Genomic DNA, 18,414 nt, shown 5'->3' with positions numbered 1-18,414 from the left:
TTCGCCCAGCACTCACAAACGCGAGGTTTCGCATGACCGAACGTACGACCACAGCTGCGGAAATCTCCGTGGATGCAGACTCCGGACCCTCCCGCGCGGACTCGCGACGCGCAAGCCGCGCCGCCTTCGTCGGCACGCTGCTCGAATATTACGACTTCAGCCTCTACGCCTCGGCCGCGTCGGTGGTCTTCGCCTCCGTGTTCTTCACCGGCTCGAGCCCCCTATTGGGGACGCTGCAGGCGGTCGGTACATTCGCGGTCGGATTCTTGGTCCGTCCGGTGGGCGGGGTGATCCTCGGCAGCCTCGGCGACCGCATCGGCCGAAAACGAATACTCGTCTTCACCCTCGTCCTGATGGGTGTCGCTACGCTGCTCGTCGGCCTGCTGCCGAGTTACGCCCAGATCGGCTGGCTCGCACCGGCTCTACTGGTGTTCCTCAGAATCCTGCAGGGCATCGGCGCCAGCGGTGAGTACGGCGGCGCAGCTCTGGTCGCCGTCGAGTTCTCACCCGCGAAGAAGAAGGGATTGATGGGATCCTTGCCCGGCATGGGGGCGGCGCTCGGCGGCGTGCTCGGCACGCTGTCTCTGCTGACGGTCTCATCCCTGATGTCCCAGGAAAGTTTCCTCGCCTGGGGCTGGCGTATTCCATTCCTGTGCAGCGCCGTCATCCTCGCCTACGGCCTGTGGTTGCGCCGTAGCCTGCCCGAAACTCCCGCGTTCCGGGCGATCGAGGAGAGCAACACGGTCTCGAAAAGTCCGCTCTTCGATGTGATCCGCCAGCAGCCGCGCGCACTTCTGACCGTGCTCGTGATGACCATCGGTCAGACCGGCATCGGCTACTTCTACATCGTGTTCATGGGCACCTTCGGCAAGAATCAGCTGGGTTTCGGCGGAACCGAAGTGCTCGTCGGCCTGATCGCCGCGCAGCTCGCGAATGCCATTCTGATTCCGATGTTCGGTTCCCTGTCGGACCGGGTCGGCCGAGCACCGGTGATCATGTTCGGATTCCTGTACAGCGCCGTGTTCGCCTGGGTCGGCATCTCGCTGTTGTCGGGGGTCGGAACACCCCCGCTGCTGTATTGGGTGGTCATGGCGGCAGGTAACGGCATCGGGGTCGCCGCCATTTTCGGTCCGATGGGCGCCTACGTCATCGAGCTGTTCCACACGCAGCACGCCTACAGTGGCCTCGGTCTCGGCCGTGAGGCCGGCAACGCTCTCGGCGCGGCGTTCGTTCCGGTCATCGCGGTAGCCTTGGCATTCGACGACACCACGGTATGGCTCAGCCTCCTGATCTGTGTGGTTTCCCTGCTCGGATTCGGGGCAACCGTCCTGTCCCGTTCCCGCTCGTCGTCCGCGGTGAAGCGGGACGACGACAGAACGCCGGTCACTGCCTAGCGACAGCACCGCTCGCGGCACGGGCTCCGATCCACCGGATCGGAGCCCGTTTCGCATTCCGGGAGGAAATGGCCAGACAGCAAGAAACCGCCCACCGGACTGGCTCTGCCGGTGGGCGGTCTCAGCTGTATTCGACGGTCACACCCCGACGGGGCCACCTCGCCACACACCGATCTCCTCACCGGAGACGTCGGCGGCGTTGTCGCTCGCCAGGAACGAGATGGTGGAGGCGATCGATTCGGGCGGAATGGAGGGCCAGTGCTTGGTCAGGGCTTCGACCCCCGCCTCGCCCCCCGAAGCCACGATGTCGGTAGCGACGAAGCCCGGCATCACACAGTTGACCGTGACCCCGCGGCGGGCAACCTCGAGCGCCATCGACTTGGCCATTCCCACGAGCCCGGCCTTGGCCGCGGAGTAGGCGCTCATTCCTGGGGACGGACGCCGTCCGCCAGACGCGCTGTTGACGAAGATGACTCGGCCCCAACCGGCTTCGTACATCGCGGGTAGCGCGAAGTGGGTGCAGTAGAACGCACCATTGAGGTTGACTGCGATCACTTCGTCGAAATCTTCCGGGCTCTGCTTCCGGGCCGCACCAGCCTTGTTCATGCCCGCGTTGTTGACCACCACGGTGGGGGCGCCCAATTGGACGGTGGTGTCGGCGATGAGCCGCTCAGCCTCGGCGGCCTGTGAAATGTCGGCTCGGATCGCCACAGCACGTCCACCGTCCGCGACTATCTTTGCAACCACTTCCTCGGCATCGCGCGCACTCCGCGAGTAATTCACCGCAACAGCGAATCCCTCGGCGGCAAGTCGGCTCGAGATGGCCGCGCCGATTCCGCGGCCACCACCGGTGACCAGAGCGACCTTGGGTGAGTCCACGGCTCGATCACCGAACCTTGTCGTAATTGTCGGGCACATCCGCGAAGGCGTCGCGCAGCTGGCGCTTGGCGATCTTCCCGCTGGGCATCCGGGGCAGGGGTTCGTCCATGAAGACGATGTACCGGGGCACCTTGTAGTCGGCGAGCCGCTCGTTGCAGAATCCGACCACTTCGGATTCCTTCATCTCGGTGGTGGTCCAGACCAGCGCGGCCGGGGTCTCTCCGAACTTGGCGTCGGGAACGCTGATCACCGCGACCTCCTCGACCCCGGGGATCTGATTGATGACGGCTTCGATCTCGGCGGGTGAAATGTTCAGGCCACCGGATATGATCATGTCCTTGAGGCGATCGACGAACGTGAGGTAACCGTTCTCGTCGAGCTTGCCGAGGTCGCCGGTCTGGAGCCAGCCGTCGATCAGAGCCGACCGGGTCGCATCCTCGTTGCGCCAGTATCCCGGCATCATGCCCGGGCCGCGCAACAAAATCTGCCCGGTTTCGTTGGGGGGAAGATCATTTCCCTCGGCATCGACAACGCGAATCTTGGTGAAGATGCCACCCCAGCCGCACTTGTCGGGATGCTCGGCCGCCTCTTCGCGCGGCATCGCGGTCGCGGATCCGCCGATCTCGGTCTGACCGTAGATCTGTCGCAGGGACACTCCCTGCGCTTGCCATTTGTGCAGCAGGTCGACGGGTACACGTGCGCCACCGACGTGCGCGGTGACCATGTGGCTCAGATCCGCGTCGGTGAACCCGGGCGCTTTCGCGATTTGCTCGAAGAGGATCGGCGGCCCCGTCAGGGTGTTGGCCTTGTCCTCGGCCAGGATGCGCAGCGCCTTCGCCGGGTCGAATCCCGGCTGCAGGAACAGGGTTCCGCCGTGAAGGACGACGCGCGAGATACCCCAGATGATGCCGGCAGCGGTGAACAGGGGCAGCACGAGCACAGGGCGCAGGTTGTTCGGCTGAATCGGTTCCATCAAGTGCCACTCGTGCATTTCGCCGGCGACGGTGGCGTGGGTGAAGATCACGCCCTTCGGCTTGCCGGTGGTGCCGCTGGTGAACACGATGGCGGTGGGAGTGTCGAGATCGACGACGGGGGTCCGGTATTTCGCATGATCGCTGCCGCGCAGCGGACGCACATCCTTCTCGAACACTGCGATCGAGAAGGTGTTGCGTGTCTGCTGCACTTCTTCGAGGCGCGGCCGCAGCGCCTCCTCGCAGTAGACGACGGTGGGTTCACAGTCTTCGACGAGGGTGGTGAGCTCGCCGGCGAGCATGCGCTGGTTGAAACCGACCGCGATGGCGCCGACCTTCATGGCACCGAGTGAGGCCACGGCCCACTCGAGGCTATTGGCACCGAGGAAGCTCACCCGATCACCGGGGAGGACACCGCGCGATGCGAGATCGTGGGCGACGCCGTCGGCCCATGCGGCCAGCTCTGCGTACGTGACGGCGTCGCCGTCGAAGTCGATCGCGGTCAGATCCGGCTTCGACCGGGACCAGTAGGTCAAAGCGTCTACCACAGTGCCGCTCATGTAAGCCTCCAAGAGTTGTCGTCGATCGCGGGGGTGCTCGGCGGCGAGCACGGCGGACCGTGCTGTGTCTTCGGCCTCCCGGAGAGCCGTACGTCACATCCGCGTGTTAAATCTAAAGGTCGTTGTTTACTGTGGCAAGTACTAGCCGGTCTCTGCCCCACGGGCGACCGCGAGCATCGCACCAACCTCCACCAGCTTCTGCCGCGCTCGGCCCCGGCGTCGCCCTTCGACACGTTCGTACCGGTCGATCCGCTTCCAGCCGTCGAAACCGAACGACTCCGGACACCGCGAGTGCACGACCTCCGCCAACTCGTCACCTGGTCGGCTCGGTTGCGGAAGAAGCGCACGTTGATGGTCGGCTACGAGCGCGTCGACGGTCTCGGCGGCGCAGTATCGATTGGTACCGATCACCCCGGTCGGCCCCCGCTTGATCCACCCGGCGACATACACCCCCGGCACCGGACGCTCGTCCACCGGATCGAACACGCGGCCTGCAACGTTGGGGACCGTGCCGCGTTTCGAGTCGAACGGCAACCCCGGCACGGGAGCACCGCGGTAGCCGACCGAACGCAGTACCAACGAGGCCTCGAGATCCTCTTCGCCTCCGTCCGTCCGGGTGGACGCGATCCGTAGACCTTCGACGTGACTGTCACCGAGGATCTCGACGGGCGTCCCGTGGAACCTCAGGGTGATCTTCCGCCGACCCGGTCGAGGAGAGCGGCGTGCGTAGTCGGCCAGCGTCCGCAACTTGAACGGGGCATCGTCGGAAGCGTCGTATCCGCCGTGAACGCTCACCTCGACCTCCTGCAACGCTCCCAGCGCTATCAGCTCGGGTGTGGTGAACGCTGCATGCTCCGGCCCTCGGCGTCCGAGGACCACGACTTCTTCGATAGTGCTGCGCCGAAGTGCATCCAGGGCATGTTCGGCGATATCACCTGGGACGAGCCGGTCGGGATCGCACGCCAGGATCCGTGCCACGTCCAACGCCACATTGCCGTTTCCGATCACCACGACACGACGCCCCGACAGATCGAAGGTGCGACCCGCGGAGTCCGGATGTCCGTTGTACCAGGCGACGAATTCGCGTGCAGCAAGACTCCCCGGCAGATCTTCGCCCGGGATGCCGAGCTTGCGGTCGTCGGACGCACCACTCGCGTAGATCACCGCATGGTGATGATCGAGCAGCTCGTCGACACTGATATCCCGACCGATCTCCACACCGAGGAAGGCACGGAAACCGTTGCGGCCGGCAGTACGGGAGAAGACCCGCTCGACGGCCTTCGTGGTCTGGTGATCCGGAGCCACCCCGAACCGGACGAGCCCACCGGCGACCGGGAGCCGCTCGAACATGGAGACATCGACGTCGACGTCGCGCCGAGTCAACAACTCCTCGGCTGCATAGAAGGCGGAGGGACCTGAACCGACAATCGCCACCTTCAGCGGACCGGGCCGGGGCGCCGCGACGACAGATGCGGTCGGCACCTCGCTCGGGCCGGACACGGTCGGGTTGCCCAGGAAGTACGCGGCATTGAGGTCCTTGTAGATCTCGGCATCCGGGGTGAGGTCGCTGTCGGGAACGATCGCGTCGACCGGACACACGTCGGCGCAGGCCCCGCAGTCGATGCAAGCGGCCGGATCGATGTACAGCATCTCGGTGCGCTGGTACTGCGCTTCATCGGGAGTCGGGTGAATGCAGTTCACCGGACACACCGCGACACACGTCGCGTCGTTGCAGCAGGCTTGGGTAACTACGTAGGTCATGGGCACTCCGGTTGATCGTATGGTTCCGAACTCCGCTCCGGTGGGAGGAAGCGGTCGCCGTAACGGCCTGCAAGCTCGCGGGCACGAGCGGTGAACCCGTTCTCGCCACCCGGATAGGAACGCCTGAACGACAGAACCCCACCCGTGTGCGCGGGGAACCCGATGCCGAGAACAGATCCTTTGTCGGCGTCGGTCTCGGATCCGACGACACCTTCGCCGAGACAACGCAGCGCTTCGAGGACCTCGACGAACAACAACCGGTCGCGCATATCGCTGCACGGAATACGCCGTGCGGGCCCGAACACCTCACGAAGGACGGGCCACAATCCCAAACGCGTACCGTCCGAGTCGTACTCGTAGAAGCCCTGACCGTCCGACCTGCCCCCGCGACCGCATTCGTCGATCATTCGGTCGCGGACGCTGTCCGCTTCGCTCCCCCGCCACGTCCCGCCGGCCGCCTCGACGGCCAGACGGTTCTCGCGCTGCACCGCGCGGTTGAGCGTCAACGTGATCTCGTCGAGCAAGCGGAGCGGCGGCACCGGATAGCCGGCGGCGGTCGCTGCGCGCTCGACAAGGCCCGGATCGATTCCCTCCCCGACCGCGACCAATGCCTCGTCGAGATAGCGCTCCATCACACGGCTGGTGAAGAACCCCCGACTATCACCCACCACGATCGGTACCTTCCCGAGCATCCGCGCGAACGCCAGTGACGCCGCGACGGTGGCCTGCGATGTACCCGATCCGACGATCGTCTCCACCAACGACATCCGGTCGGCGGGCGAGAAGAAGTGCATCCCGAGGAAGCACTGCGGGCGTTGTAGCTTTGAGGAGAGAATGGCGATCGGCAGGGTCGACGTCGTCGACGCAAGCACCGTAGGAGCCTCGGTGACTGCCTCGACCATCTGCAGCACCTGTTGTTTGACGGCGACGTTCTCTGCGACCGCCTCGATCACCAGCGCGGACGCCCACAGATCCGTGACGCACTCGGTGGGCGTGATGCGCCCGAGCAAGGCCTGCGACATCCGTCTGTTCGAGGTCCCCGCATTTCGCGCATGAGCTTCCCGCCGGTCGGCGTACGACTTGCCTCGGCGCGCATTCTCAAGAGTTCGCGCCCACAGCACGACGTCGGCTCCGGCCCGCGCGCAGGTGTAGGCGATGGCCGCACCCATCATCCCGGCGCCGACGACGCCGATCGTGGTGCCCGCCAGGCTCTCGGACCTCTCACTCGACACCGCAGACCCGATCCGTGCTCGTACGGTCCTGACCGACGTGTCAGTGTGCATCGGCAGGTACCTCCCGTTCGATAGCAACCGGCAGCCCGATCGTCGCCGGGATCACGTCGCCGAGTGAATCGGATCACATCGACCGCAGTGGGCAATAATCTAATCCCAGTAGATTCTCGGCGCAAGACCCGATTCCTGCCGCAACCTCGGCGCCGGGGTTTACAGGTAAAACTACGTCAGTTAGATTTAGAGGCGTTGATCCGCAGCACACACGTTCGCAAGCCGGTGACCACACGGTAGCCGGGCGCGTCCACGAGACTGGAGGAGATGCAATGACCGAGGTCGGAGCACCCCGCGAGCAACGCATTCGCCGGGCCCTGGATCACCTGCGCAACGACACGACGGACGAGTTCGACCACATCACCTGGTTTCAGCCGGAGGAATTCACCGATCCGGCCATAGCCAAGCGAGAGCGTGACCTCATCTTCGGACGGGTTCCCTCGATCGTCGCGCATGGTTCCGAGATCCCCCGCTCCGGCGACTTCTTCACCCTGCAGATGCCGCGGAACAACATCATTGTCGTCCGCCAGCGCGACGGTGGCGTCAAGACATTCGTCAACCTGTGCCGGCATCGGGGCGCCCTCCTCGAGAAGGAGGAGAAGGGCCGCTGCCGCCTGTTCTCCTGCCCGTACCACCGGTGGTCGTACGACACGGACGGCACCCTGCGGACGATCACCCGTGACAACACCTTCGGGGAAACCGACACCACGAGCATGGGCCTCGTCGAACTGCCGACCGAGGAGCGCCACGGTTTCATCTGGGTCGTCGACGAGGCGAACGCCGAGATCGACGTGGCCGGCTGGCTCGGGAAAGAGATGGATGCAATTCTGTCCGGGTACGACCTCGATTCCAAGATCGCCGTCCAGTCCGAGGGATTCGACGAGCCGGTCAACTGGAAGATCATGCAGGACGCCTTTCTCGACGGGTACCACATCCAGTACGCCCACCCCAACACTGCCGCCAAGCACATCCACACCAACGTGATGGCGTTCGAGGACTTCGGCAGGCACTGCCGCTTCATCGCCCCGCGTAAGTCGATCGATCGGTGGATCGAGGAAGACCCCGGCGACCGAAGCCTGGCCAAGGACATCACGGAAACCCACTTCCTGCTTCCCAACAGCACCCTGCTGCGGCAGCCGGATCACTTCCAGCTCCTCACCTTCCGGCCCCACCCCACCGATCCGCAGCGCTGCCGCATGGAGATGCGTCTGATCGTGCCACCAGTGGCGGACACCGAGATGACCGAGGAGAAGTGGACTCGCCTGTGGAACAAGAACTGGGAGATTCTGCTCGCAGTTCTTCATGCCGAGGACTTCCCACTCCTGCGGGACTCCCAGCACGGTATGACGAGCGCGAACGCCGGACGGATGGTGCTGGGCCAGAACGAGGTTGCCAACCAGGTGTTCCGGCGTGAGACCCAGAAACTGCTGGCAACGAACTGACAAACACACGATGTGCAGGTCGCCTGACGGGCGTCCCGCATCAGGAGGAAAAACATGCAGAGCGATCTCTTCGACCGGGACCACGAGTTGTTCCGCGAATCCGTCCGTGGATTCATCGACAAGCACGTGGTTCCCCAACTCGAGAAATGGGATGCGGATCGCCTGATCGATCGTGAGACCTGGCTGGCGGCGGGCCGCCAGGGCCTGCTCGGACTACCCGTCCCCGAGGCGTACGGCGGGCCCGGTGAACTCGACTACCGCTTCCGGTTCGTGATCCAGCAGGAAATCGCCCGAGTCGGCGCATCGGCTCTGCAGTCCGGGTTCTCCACGAACGACGACATCGTCCTCAACTACCTTCTCCGTCACGCCGACGAAGACCAGCGCCGACGGTGGTTGCCGGGATTCGTCACCGGTGAAACCATCGGTGCGATCGCCATGAGTGAGCCTGCCGCGGGCAGCGACCTGCGTGCCATCCAGACCACTGCCGTCGCCGACGGCGACACCTGGGTGATCAACGGGTCCAAAACCTTCATCACCAGCGGCATCCTCGCCGACATTGTGATCGTATTCGCGAAGACAGATCCCTCTGCCGGCTCCCGCGGCTTCAGCCTCTTCGTCGTCGAGGACGGAACGCCGGGATTCAGCCGAGGCCGCAAACTGGACAAGCTCGGTCTGCACGCGCAGGACACGGCCGAGTTGTTCTTCGAGGACGTACGTATCCCGAAGGAGAATCTGCTCGGTGAGGTGGGCTCCGGCTTCGCGTATCTGATGCAGAGTCTTCCCCTCGAACGACTCGGCATCGGCATCGCCGCACAGGTCTCGGCCGAGGCAGTTCTCGGCTGGACGCTCGACTACGTCAAGGAACGCACCGCCTTCGGCAAGCGTATCGGCGATTTCCAGGGCATGGGCTTCTCACTCGCCGAACTTCAGACGGCCGTCGAGGTGTCGCGTGCGTACGTCGATCGGTGCGTGCGTGAACACAACGCCGGCACCCTCACCGCCGTCGACGCCGCGAAGGCCAAGCTCTGGGCTACCGAACTGCAAGGCCGGGTGATCGATGCCGGCGTCCAATTCCACGGCGGCTACGGCTACATGATGGAGTACCCCGTCGCGAAGGCGTACATCGACGCTCGAATCCAACGGATCTACGGCGGTACCAACGAGATCATGAAGGAAATCATCCATCGCGATCTGATGAAGGCCTGATCGAATCCGGGCAGGCGAAACGGGTGCGGCTGACGATTCTCGGCCGCACCCGTTTCGCCGCTCTCGCCCTTGTCGCCCGTCGAGAACCTAGACTCCTTAGATAAGTAGCCGATTGCCCGCAGTCGCGGAAGAGGAGTGGGACGAGATGGGTGTAGTCGCGCGCGGGGTGGCAGTGTGCAGTCTCCTGGCTGTACGCCAACTGGGCGATGTACTCACCACAGCTGAAAGCGGACGGCTATTGCATCTTCGGCCTGAACTACGGTGAACCAAACACCGGACCGTTCAATCAGACCGGGGACATGCGCGTGTCCGCGCAACAGTTCGGTAACTACGTCGAGGAAGTTCTCGCCGCCACCGGCGCGGACAGGATCGACATCGTCGGGCATTCGCAGGGCAGGCTCGTGCAATCTCCTCGCCTGACACCCCCAGGCCAAAGATCTCGTCGGACGCGCGATTCCCGCGGTCGACGGCGGCACCGCAGGTTCGGCGTTTGTCTTAGAAACCGGCGTCGACGGAATGACCCGGCCGGAAGTCGAATACGCCACTGTCACTTCCCGGTCCGATCTTGTCGTGCAACTGAGCGAGTCTCAGCTACCACCCGGACCGAACGTCTCCCACGTCGTGGTCCAAGATTCCTGCGCCGAGAACCTGACCAATCACGGGACCATGGTCTATGACGACATCACTCTGCGTATCGTCCGGAATCTCCTGGAGCCGGCGGCGGCCGTCGCGCCCAGCTGTCATGCGTTGCGCCACTGCCCTGAACGTCAATTCTTCCCCGAGGGGATCCCATGGCCCGGATCACCTCGACGTTGATGCCGGTGAGCTGTGACTGGTTGCTGAGGGGGTCGTAACCGTCCGTGCCGGTGGGCGCGAGCCGGTTGACGTTCACACCCGGGTTGCGCCTCGCCACGTCCAGCCCTCGGGCCGTGCCCTGCCCCCAGCCGTGCGTCATCGCCACGACACCCGGCCGGAGGGTGTCGTCGCAGACCAGAACCGCCTCGATTTCGCCGTGACGGTTGCGCACAGTGACGTCGTCGCCCTCTACGAGGCCCCGGCACCGCGCGTCGTCCGGGTTCATCCACAACGGATTGCTCTGATGGACAACCTGTTTGAACACCGGAAGGTTGTGCAGCCAGCTGTTGACCATGTAGTGGGTGCGCCGGGTGATCAGCTTGAGTTGGTCGGCGGGTTCCGCGGCCAGCTCCTCGAGAATTCGTTCGGCGGTGTCGTACGAGCGCTGAAACAGTGCGGGGCAGCAGTCGATCAGTCCGTCGTCGTGCTGGACCGCGATACTGAACACGTGCGCGGGATCGGCCTCCGGCAGCACCGCGGTCTGGCAGGGCATCGTCGCGAGAAGGTCGATACTCAGACCCGAGTCCCGCATCATCGCGTCGACCGCGGCGAACGGATTCGGGTCCGGGTCGTCCAGCAGGGTCGGGACGCCCATCTCTTGTTGGATGCGGGACAGAATCCACCAGTCGTCGCGGCGCTCCCCCTTCGCCGGCACGACGGCGGGCGTGTACTGCACATAGGGCTCCATCGCGACGCCCATCGTGTTGAGGAAGTTGATGTCCTCCCGTTCCAGCCAGTCCGTCGCGGGCAGTACATAGTCCGCCATCTCGCCGGTGACCGTGCGATACAGATCGACGGTCACGATCAGGTCCAACTGCTCGAACGCACGGCGCAGGCGGCCGTCCCCGCCGACCGACAGCAGCGGGTTGCCCGACACCACGATCAGTGCGCGGATCGGGTCGTCGGGGTTCTCGATGAACTCCGGGAGGAGCGCGGCGGGCAGGTCCCCGCTGACGGTGCGCATCTCACCGAAGGGACCGTCGTAAAAGGGGTCCTCCCGCTTGCGCTTCGAGCCCTGCACGACATCGGCGACACCGCGGGAGTAGATATTGCCGCCGCGTCTGCCGAGGTTGCCGGAGAACAGGCTCACCATGGTGAGCATCCAATAGGCCAGGGTGCCCTGCCGGCCCTGGTTCACGCCGGTCGCCATGTAGATGCTCGCGCTCGGCGCCGCGCAGAAGTCGGTGGCGACCTGCCGGATCGTGTCGGCGTCGATACCGGTGACCGCGGCGATCCGGTCGACGGGATACTGCCGGACGAAGTCGAGCAGTTCGTCGACGCGTCGCGCGTGACGTTCCACGACGTCCCGGTCGTACCCGATCCGGAACACGATCTCGTGCAGAACTCCGGCGAGGAAGTAGAAGTCGGTATCCGGCTTGATCAGCAGCACCTCACCGGTCTCCGGTGACGACGACTCGATGCGGCGCGGATTGACGAACAGCACGGTTCCGCCGCGCTTGTTCACAGCGCGGATCTTGGCCATCGGATCCGAGATGTGGATCAGCGTCATGTGCGAGACCTGCGGGTTGCTGCCGAGGCACAGGAAGTAGTCCGTGTGCAGCAGGTCGGGAATCGGATGCGCCATCGACGCGCCGTAGATCGCCTCACTCGCCGCATATTTGGCCGATGTGTCCTGCGTTCCCGCACTAAAGCGCATCCGGGTGTCGAAGCCGCGGGCGAGCGTGGCGGCGTTCGCGTAATAGGCTCCGTTGAACGCCGACGGGTTGCCCTGATAGACGGCGAGGGCGTTGCGGCCGTACTTCTTCCGTATTTCCTGGAGCCTGCCGGCGATCTCGCGCGCCGCGACATCCCAGTCGACGGGTTCGAAGTCGCCGCGTTCTTCGCTCCGCGGATTGGTCCTCTTCAGCGGCCGGTCGAGCCGGTCCGGATCGGAGTGGACCTGCAGGTAGTGCACGCCCTTGTGGCAGGAGAACCCTTGGTGCACGGGATGATCCCGGTCCGGCTGCAACCGGACCACCTCGCCGTCCCGGACGTCGGCGAGCAGGCCGCATCCCGGTTCGCAGATGCGGCAGAACGTGTGCAGTTGGGTCGTGTCCTTCGGGGTCATCGGACTGCCACTCCCGCGACGACAGCCGCCTGCCCGGCGTCGACGATCTTGATGCGGGGCCTGCCTGCCTCGCGGCCGCGCTCGCGCTCGAAGCGGTCGATCGCGCGCCAGTCCGCACCGCCGAGCGCGTCGGGTCGGCGTTCGCGCACCAGCGCCGCCAGGTCTGCGGAGGTCCCGGTCGGGGCGGGGAGCAGTCCGGCACGGTGATCGGCGAGGAGGGCCTCGACGGTCTCCGCCGCGCAGTAGCGATTGGTGCCGATCACCCCGGTCGCGCCGCGCTTGATCCAGCCAGCCACGTAGTGGCCGGCCACGGCCTGCCCTGTGTCGGGCAGCGTGACGCGGCCCGACACATTCGCGACGGTTCCGGCGGCCTCGTCGAACGGGAGGCCGGCGATCGGCAGTCCGCGGTACCCGACCGCCCGCAGTACCAGACCACACTCGATCCGGTCCTCGGTGCCTGCGTCGGTGCCGGTCACGATCAGGGCGGCGGTACGCCCGTCCCCTACCACCTCCTGCGGAGTGGTGCCGAAGCGCAGCACGATGCGCTTGTTCCCCGGTGTCGGCTCCCGCCGGGAGTAGTCGGCCAGGATCCGCAGCTTGGTCGGCGCGTCCGGACCTGTCGGAACCGGGCCGTCGACGAGGACGTCGATCCCGGGCAGCGAGCCGAGCGCGAGCAGTTCCGGGGTGGTGCAGGCCGCGTGCTCGGGTCCCCGTCGGCCGAGCACCACCACCTCCTCGATCCGGCTGTCGGACAGTGCGGTCAGGGCGTGATCGGCGATATCGGTGCGGCGCAGGGTCTCCACGTCGGAGACGAGGATACGGGCGACGTCGAGCGCGACGTTCCCGTTGCCGACCACGACGGCGCGGGACGCGGTGAGGTCGAAGACGCGATCGGCGTGATCGGGGTGACCGTTGTACCAGGCGACGAACTCCCTGGCGGCGTAGCTGCCCGGCAGGTCCTCGCCGGGAATGCCGAGGCGCCGGTCACCCGCTGCGCCGGACGCGTGGATCACCGCGTGGTGGTGGGCCAGCACCTCGTCGATCGTCACATCCTTCCCGACCTCGACGCCGAGATGGAACGTGAAGCCGTCACGACGCGCGGTGCGGCCGAACACCCGGTCGACCGTCTTCGTGTGCCAGTGGTCGGGCGCGACGCCGAACCGCACGAGTCCGCCGGCCACGGGCAGCCGTTCGAACATGGTGACCTCGGCGGCGATGTCGCGACGGGCCAGCAGCTCCTCGGCGGCGTAGAACGCGGACGGTCCGGATCCGACGATCGCCACTCGCATCGCCGGGGGGTCGGCGACGCCGGCGGTCGCGAGGGCGAGCGGAAGCGGCTGCACGTGCGCGCCTGGCGCAATGCTGCGTGGATTGCGCTGGAAGTACTCGGCATTGATTTCCCGGTACCGGTCGATGTCGGGGGCGGGTGCGTCGCCGGGGACGATCGCATCCACGGGGCACACGTCGGAGCAGGCGCCGCAGTCGATGCAGGCGCCCGGGTCGATGTACAGCATCTCGGTGCGCTGGTACTCCCGCTCCGCGGGGGTCGGGTGGATGCAGTCGACCGGGCAGACCGCGACACAGGTCGCGTCGTTACAGCAGTTCTGGGTGACCACGTACGCCATCAGGGATGCTCCTCGCTCGTGCGCGTCACCGTGACCGGGACGCCGTTGAAGATCGGGGACGCCGTGAGCGCCTCGAGGTCGGTGGTGTCGTCCACCAGGGCGTTGTAGTTGCTGCCGGGGACCGAGGCCGACCGGGAGGTCCGCAGGCCCGGCCCGTCGTGGCCCCACCCGTGCGGCATGCTCACCACACCGGGGCGCAGCGTGTCGTCGATCCGCAGTTCGGCCGTCACGGTGGTGACCTTGGAAGTGACCGCGACCCGGTCGCCGTTCACCAGACCCTGCTCGGCCGCGTCGGGTGGGCTGATCAGCAGCGCACACTGGCCGCCGTCCGTCTGCGGCAGCGCGTTGTGCAGCCACGAATTCATGCCGCGACGCTGACGCCGGTTGATCAGCAGCAGATCCGGTGCTGCCCTCGTGACGCTCGCTCGCAGCCGCGGCAGATCGGAGACGACCATGTCCGGCATCAGGTCGATCCGCCCATCCGGTGTGCGCAGCACCTCCGGGACACGCGGCGCCAGCGGCCCGTAGTCGATGCCGTCCGGGTTGTCCTCCAGCAGTGCGAGAGTCAACCCGTCCGGGTCGAGCCCGAACCGGTCACCGTAGGGTCCGCTGCGCAGACGCAGGTCCAGCAGTCGCTGCGGGCCGCGGCGGCCGGCCACGGCGTCCATCACCCGTCCCGTTTCGCAGCCGACGAGGTTCGCGGCGCGCCGGGCCGCGACGGCGGCCACCTCGTCGTCGATCTCGCCGACCGGACGGTCCGGCGTTCCCTTCGCGATCGCGGCCAGCCGCAGCAGGATCTGCCACTCCGCCATCTCGCCGTCGGCGAGGTCCAGCAAGGGTGGGGTGTAGCGGGCGACGTTCCGAATCTGGAAGTGCGCGAGCGTGACGTCGTGGTGGCCTCGGGTTGTTACCGGGGGCGGGGGCAGAATCACGTCGGCATGGCGGGTGGTCTCGTTGAGATAGCAGTCCACCGACACCATGAACTCGAGCACACCGAGCGCGTCCTCGATCGCGCCGCTGTTGGGCAGGGACCGGGCGGGGTTCCCGGCGAGGGTGATCAGCGCCCGGGTGCGGCCCGGCCCGGGCGTGAGGATCTCCTCGGCGAAACATACCGCGGGCAGCTCCCCCATCGCCTCCGGCAGGCCGCGTACCCGGGACCGCCACCGGTCGAACATCAACTTCGGCGTCCTGGTCACCGGCCAGGTGTTCTGCCCGCCCGCGGGCGGCAATGCGAACATCGCCCCTCCGGGCCGGTCCAGGTTGCCGGTGACGATCGTGAGCACCTCGACGAGCCAGTTCGCGAGAGTGCCGAACTCCTGCATGCAGGTACCGATCCGCGAATGCGCCACCGCCGCAGCTGCTCCCGCGAACCCACGAGCCACTGAGCGGATCACGTCGGCGTCGATCCCGCACGCCGCGGCAACGGCGTCGGGCTCGAATTCCGCCGCCATCGCGAGGGCGGCGCCGAGGCCGTCCACCACGTCCGGCACCCGCCCGGGTCTGGACAGTCCCTCGGACGCGATCACGGACAGCACGCCGAGCAAAAACAAGGCGTCGGTGCCGGGGCGGATCGGCACGTGCAGATCCGCGACCTCGGCGGTGCGGGTGCGTACCGGGTCCACCACGACGAGGGTGCCGCCCCGCTCGCGCAGCGCCTGCAGCCGGTGGTGGATTCCCGGTGCGGTGACGGTACTGCCGTTGGACACCATCGGATTCGAGCCGAGGATCAGCAGGTAGTCGGTGCGGTCGAGGTCGGGCAGACTCATCCCCAGCCCGGTGCCGTACAGCAGCATGTGCGCGAGGTTCTTCGGCCAGGTGTCGACGCTCGCCGGCGAGTAGATGTTCCGGGTGCCGACGGCGCCGATCAACTCACCGAGGTAGAACGTCGAATCCAGGTGGTGGGCAGCCGGATTGCCGTGGTAGATCGCGCAGCTGCCCGGATCGCCGGTGACGAACTCCGGCAGTCGCCGCTCGATCTCGCCGAACGCTTCGTCCCAGGTGGCCTCGCGGAATCCGCCGCCCGCGGTGCGCAGGAGCGGTGTCCGGATCCGGTCGGGGTCGTTCTCGATGCGGCCGAGGCCGAGGCCTTTCGCGCAGCTGTGCCCGCCGCTCAGCACGTCGTCGGGGTTCGGTGCGACCCGCACGATGGTGCGCCGGTCGAGCTCGACGAGTAGCCCGCAGGTCGACTCGCACAGTGGGCAGATGCGATGTCCGGCTTTCGGTTCGGCGATGGTCATGAGAGTTCCTCCTCGGGTGCGACCGCCCCGACCGCGACGGGCACGGCGGTCATGGTCGGCATCGCGTTGATCGCCTGCACTCCGGCACCGGTTCCGGTCAGCGCGTTCACGTTCACCCCGGCGTCGTCCCGCGGGTCGACGCTGCCGAAACAGTGCGTCATCGACACGGTGCCGCGGGCGAGGGTGCGGTCCGCCCGCGCGGTCGCGCGCAGGCGTCCTGCCGCCGAGCGCACGGTCACTACCTGTCCGTCTGTGATCCCGAGTGCGGTCAGGTCGTCCGGGTGCAGGCTTGCCGGGTTGGTGCCGCCCGGAACGAGCCCCGGAACGCGGGTGCCGGTGGAGTTCACGGCCTCGCGTATCCGGCGGACCGTGAGGAGTAGCGGAAACTGTTCTGTGACAACTCGGTCGGTCAGCGCCGCGACGAGTTCTGCGCGCACGTCCGCGGGCAACAACATCAGGCGGTGCCCGGCACCGTCCTCCGTCGCCGGACCCACCACTGCACCACTTGCCCCGGCGAGGTGTCCGTGCGGGGCGGTGACCACGTCGGCGAACGGGACGCGTCCCCGTTCGGCCATCATCGCCAGCATCTGCTCGGACGTCGGCGGCGCGTCGGGATCGAGTATGCGGCCGGCGAACTTGACCGGCTGCCCGGAGGCGGCGGCAAGGTCGAGGAAGAACCGCCAGTCGTCGACGACGCCAGGCGGCGCCGGCAGGACAGCGGGGGTGAACTGCGCGAAGGGGCGGGGGAAGAACGGTTCCATGATCGCGGTGTGATCGGCGCGTTCGTACATCGTGGTCGGCGCGATAACGTAGTGCGCGAGCCGTGCGGTGTCCGACATGCGCGGGTCTATGCACACGAGCAGGTCCAACGATCGCAATGCGCGCAATGCTTTCGCTCGGTCGGGGAGAGCCGCGGCCGGGTTGCCGCCGGATACGATCAGCGCCCGCACCCGGTCGGGGCCGGGTTCGAGGATTTCGTCGGTGAGGATGCCGGACGGCAGCTCACCGCGCATCGCCCGCACTCCACCGATGCGGCTGCGGAAACCGTGCTCGTAGGCCCGGGCGGGCGGGGCGACCTCCGCGCGGGCGGGCGCGTGCCGGGTCAGGACGGCGCGGTCGTCGGCCCGCTCCCCCTCGCGCAGGTACCGGCCGCACACCACGTTCAGAGCGGCGACGAGGTGCTCCGCGAGGTTGGAATGCGGGCCCATGCACAGCCCGGTGCCGCTCGTTGCCATCCCCCGGCTCCCGCCCGCGAATACCTGGGCCGCGGCACGGACCCGGTCGGCGGGGACGCCGCAGATCCGGTGTACGACCGTGGGAGTCACGTCGGCTACGGCGTCGACGAGTCCCGGGAGATCGGCGGTGTACCGGCGACAGAAGTCGGTGTCGTGGAGCTGTTCGGTCAGGACGACGTGGAGGAGGCCGGCGAACAGGACGGCGTCCGTTCCCGGCCGGGGCGCCAGGTGCACGTCGGCCAAGGCCGCGGTTTCGGTGTGTCGTGGGTCGACGACGATCAGCCGCAGTCCCCGTTCCCGGGCGGCCCGCAGGGTGACGGACGGGTTCTGCACCACCGCGCCGTCCCCGTCGCCGCCGTTGGCGGACACGACCGGGTTGGTACCGGCCAGCAACCACACATCGGCGTCCTCGAACCGCTGCCTGCCGCCCAGATATGTTCCCATCCGTTCGGCGACAACCCATTTCGCGGATTGGTCGATGGTCATCGTGGAGAACAGCTTGTGTGAGCCGGTCCCCCGGAACCAGGCCCGGGCCATCGGCGGGGTGAGTGCGGCGAAGTTCTGCTGCGTTCCCATGAACAGTGCGACCGCATCCGGTCCGTGGCGGTCCACGATGGTGCGCAACCGGTCCGCGATGTCGGCGGTCGCCCGCGCCACCGGCACCGGCTCGTGCGTGCCGGTGCCGGTGCGGCGCATCGAGGTGGTCAGCCGGTCCGGGCCGTGGGCCAGATCGCCGCCGCGGCGTCCCTTGGGGCAGGTGTAACCACCGGAGATCGGGTGCTGTGCGTCTCCGAGGACCCGTGTGATCCGCCCGTCCTCGAGGTCGAGCAGGACTCCGCACGAGGAGGCACACAGCCTGCAGAACGAGGTACGCCGGGACGTGACGGGTGGCATCGGT

Annotated in this window: 12 protein-coding genes; 4 read left to right on the top strand and 8 right to left on the bottom strand. The window is 66.8% G+C overall.

Annotation, left to right across the window (positions count from 1 at the left end):
- The first annotated feature begins 32 nt into the window (after positions 1–32).
- Entirely contained in the window at positions 33–1,394 is a 1,362-nt protein-coding gene (locus QM693_RS09120) for an MFS transporter (protein WP_283352077.1), read from the top strand.
- A gap of 138 nt (positions 1,395–1,532) precedes the next feature.
- Here QM693_RS09120 and QM693_RS09115 read toward each other — a convergent pair whose 3' ends face one another.
- The 4 genes from QM693_RS09115 to QM693_RS09100 form a co-directional block, all read right to left on the bottom strand.
- A complete protein-coding gene (locus QM693_RS09115; protein ID WP_283352076.1) occupies positions 1,533–2,273 on the bottom strand; it encodes an SDR family oxidoreductase in 741 nt (246 codons plus the stop codon).
- A 7-nt stretch (positions 2,274–2,280) separates the two neighbouring features.
- Positions 2,281–3,804, bottom strand: a complete 1,524-nt coding sequence (locus QM693_RS09110; RefSeq protein ID WP_283352075.1) for a class I adenylate-forming enzyme family protein — start codon at positions 3,802–3,804, stop codon at positions 2,281–2,283.
- A 141-nt stretch (positions 3,805–3,945) separates the two neighbouring features.
- Entirely contained in the window at positions 3,946–5,565 is a 1,620-nt protein-coding gene (locus QM693_RS09105; RefSeq protein ID WP_283352074.1) for an FAD-dependent oxidoreductase, read from the bottom strand.
- Complete coding sequence (locus QM693_RS09100; protein WP_283352073.1) at positions 5,562–6,797, bottom strand: 3-hydroxyacyl-CoA dehydrogenase family protein; 1,236 nt, start codon at positions 6,795–6,797, stop codon at positions 5,562–5,564. Before QM693_RS09100 ends, QM693_RS09105 begins: the two co-directional genes overlap by 4 nt.
- 323 nt (positions 6,798–7,120) lie before the next feature.
- On the opposite strand from QM693_RS09100, the gene QM693_RS09095 reads away from it, so the two are divergent.
- The 3 genes from QM693_RS09095 to QM693_RS37825 all read left to right on the top strand — a co-directional run bounded on the left by QM693_RS09095 (position 7,121) and on the right by QM693_RS37825 (position 10,173).
- Complete coding sequence (locus tag QM693_RS09095; RefSeq protein ID WP_283352072.1) at positions 7,121–8,290, top strand: aromatic ring-hydroxylating oxygenase subunit alpha; 1,170 nt, start codon at positions 7,121–7,123, stop codon at positions 8,288–8,290.
- A gap of 54 nt (positions 8,291–8,344) precedes the next feature.
- Entirely contained in the window at positions 8,345–9,496 is a 1,152-nt protein-coding gene (locus tag QM693_RS09090; RefSeq protein WP_283352071.1) for an acyl-CoA dehydrogenase family protein, read from the top strand.
- A gap of 206 nt (positions 9,497–9,702) precedes the next feature.
- Positions 9,703–10,173, top strand: a complete 471-nt coding sequence (locus tag QM693_RS37825) for an esterase/lipase family protein (protein ID WP_477956021.1) — start codon at positions 9,703–9,705, stop codon at positions 10,171–10,173.
- A 5-nt stretch (positions 10,174–10,178) separates the two neighbouring features.
- Here QM693_RS37825 and QM693_RS09080 read toward each other — a convergent pair whose 3' ends face one another.
- From QM693_RS09080 to QM693_RS09065, 4 genes are read right to left on the bottom strand one after another with little or no spacing between them, the layout of a single operon-like run.
- On the bottom strand, positions 10,179–12,419 hold the full coding sequence (locus QM693_RS09080) for a molybdopterin-containing oxidoreductase family protein (protein ID WP_283352069.1): 2,241 nt from the start codon (positions 12,417–12,419) through the stop codon (positions 10,179–10,181).
- On the bottom strand, positions 12,416–14,044 hold the full coding sequence (locus QM693_RS09075) for an FAD-dependent oxidoreductase (protein ID WP_283352068.1): 1,629 nt from the start codon (positions 14,042–14,044) through the stop codon (positions 12,416–12,418). The genes QM693_RS09080 and QM693_RS09075 overlap by 4 nt, the downstream gene beginning before the upstream one ends.
- Positions 14,044–16,281, bottom strand: coding sequence for a molybdopterin-dependent oxidoreductase (locus tag QM693_RS09070; protein ID WP_283352067.1), 2,238 nt, complete (start codon positions 16,279–16,281; stop codon positions 14,044–14,046). The genes QM693_RS09075 and QM693_RS09070 overlap by 1 nt, the downstream gene beginning before the upstream one ends.
- Positions 16,278–18,410 carry a molybdopterin-containing oxidoreductase family protein gene (locus tag QM693_RS09065; RefSeq protein WP_283352066.1) on the bottom strand — a complete coding sequence of 711 codons (2,133 nt, stop codon included), beginning with the start codon at positions 18,408–18,410 and terminating at the stop codon, positions 16,278–16,280. Before QM693_RS09065 ends, QM693_RS09070 begins: the two co-directional genes overlap by 4 nt.
- Between the last annotated feature and the right edge of the window lie 4 nt (positions 18,411–18,414).

Source organism: Rhodococcus sp. IEGM 1305, from assembly GCF_030058635.1.
GTDB lineage: Bacteria > Actinomycetota > Actinomycetes > Mycobacteriales > Mycobacteriaceae > Rhodococcus_F > Rhodococcus_F opacus_D.
The sequence above is the reverse complement of the archived record's forward strand: the minus strand, read 5'-3'. Positions and strand labels throughout refer to the sequence as shown.

Coding starts and splice junctions, on each gene's coding strand:
- QM693_RS09110 (WP_283352075.1), bottom strand. CDS start 3,804: ATGAGCGGCACTGTGGTAGACGCTTTGACCTACTGGTCCCGGTCGAAG.
- QM693_RS09070 (WP_283352067.1), bottom strand. CDS start 16,281: ATGACCATCGCCGAACCGAAAGCCGGACATCGCATCTGCCCACTGTGC.
- QM693_RS09120 (WP_283352077.1), top strand. CDS start 33: ATGACCGAACGTACGACCACAGCTGCGGAAATCTCCGTGGATGCAGAC.
- QM693_RS09080 (WP_283352069.1), bottom strand. CDS start 12,419: ATGACCCCGAAGGACACGACCCAACTGCACACGTTCTGCCGCATCTGC.
- QM693_RS09075 (WP_283352068.1), bottom strand. CDS start 14,044: ATGGCGTACGTGGTCACCCAGAACTGCTGTAACGACGCGACCTGTGTC.
- QM693_RS09105 (WP_283352074.1), bottom strand. CDS start 5,565: ATGACCTACGTAGTTACCCAAGCCTGCTGCAACGACGCGACGTGTGTC.
- QM693_RS37825 (WP_477956021.1), top strand. CDS start 9,703: ATGTACTCACCACAGCTGAAAGCGGACGGCTATTGCATCTTCGGCCTG.
- QM693_RS09090 (WP_283352071.1), top strand. CDS start 8,345: ATGCAGAGCGATCTCTTCGACCGGGACCACGAGTTGTTCCGCGAATCC.
- QM693_RS09065 (WP_283352066.1), bottom strand. CDS start 18,410: ATGCCACCCGTCACGTCCCGGCGTACCTCGTTCTGCAGGCTGTGTGCC.
- QM693_RS09095 (WP_283352072.1), top strand. CDS start 7,121: ATGACCGAGGTCGGAGCACCCCGCGAGCAACGCATTCGCCGGGCCCTG.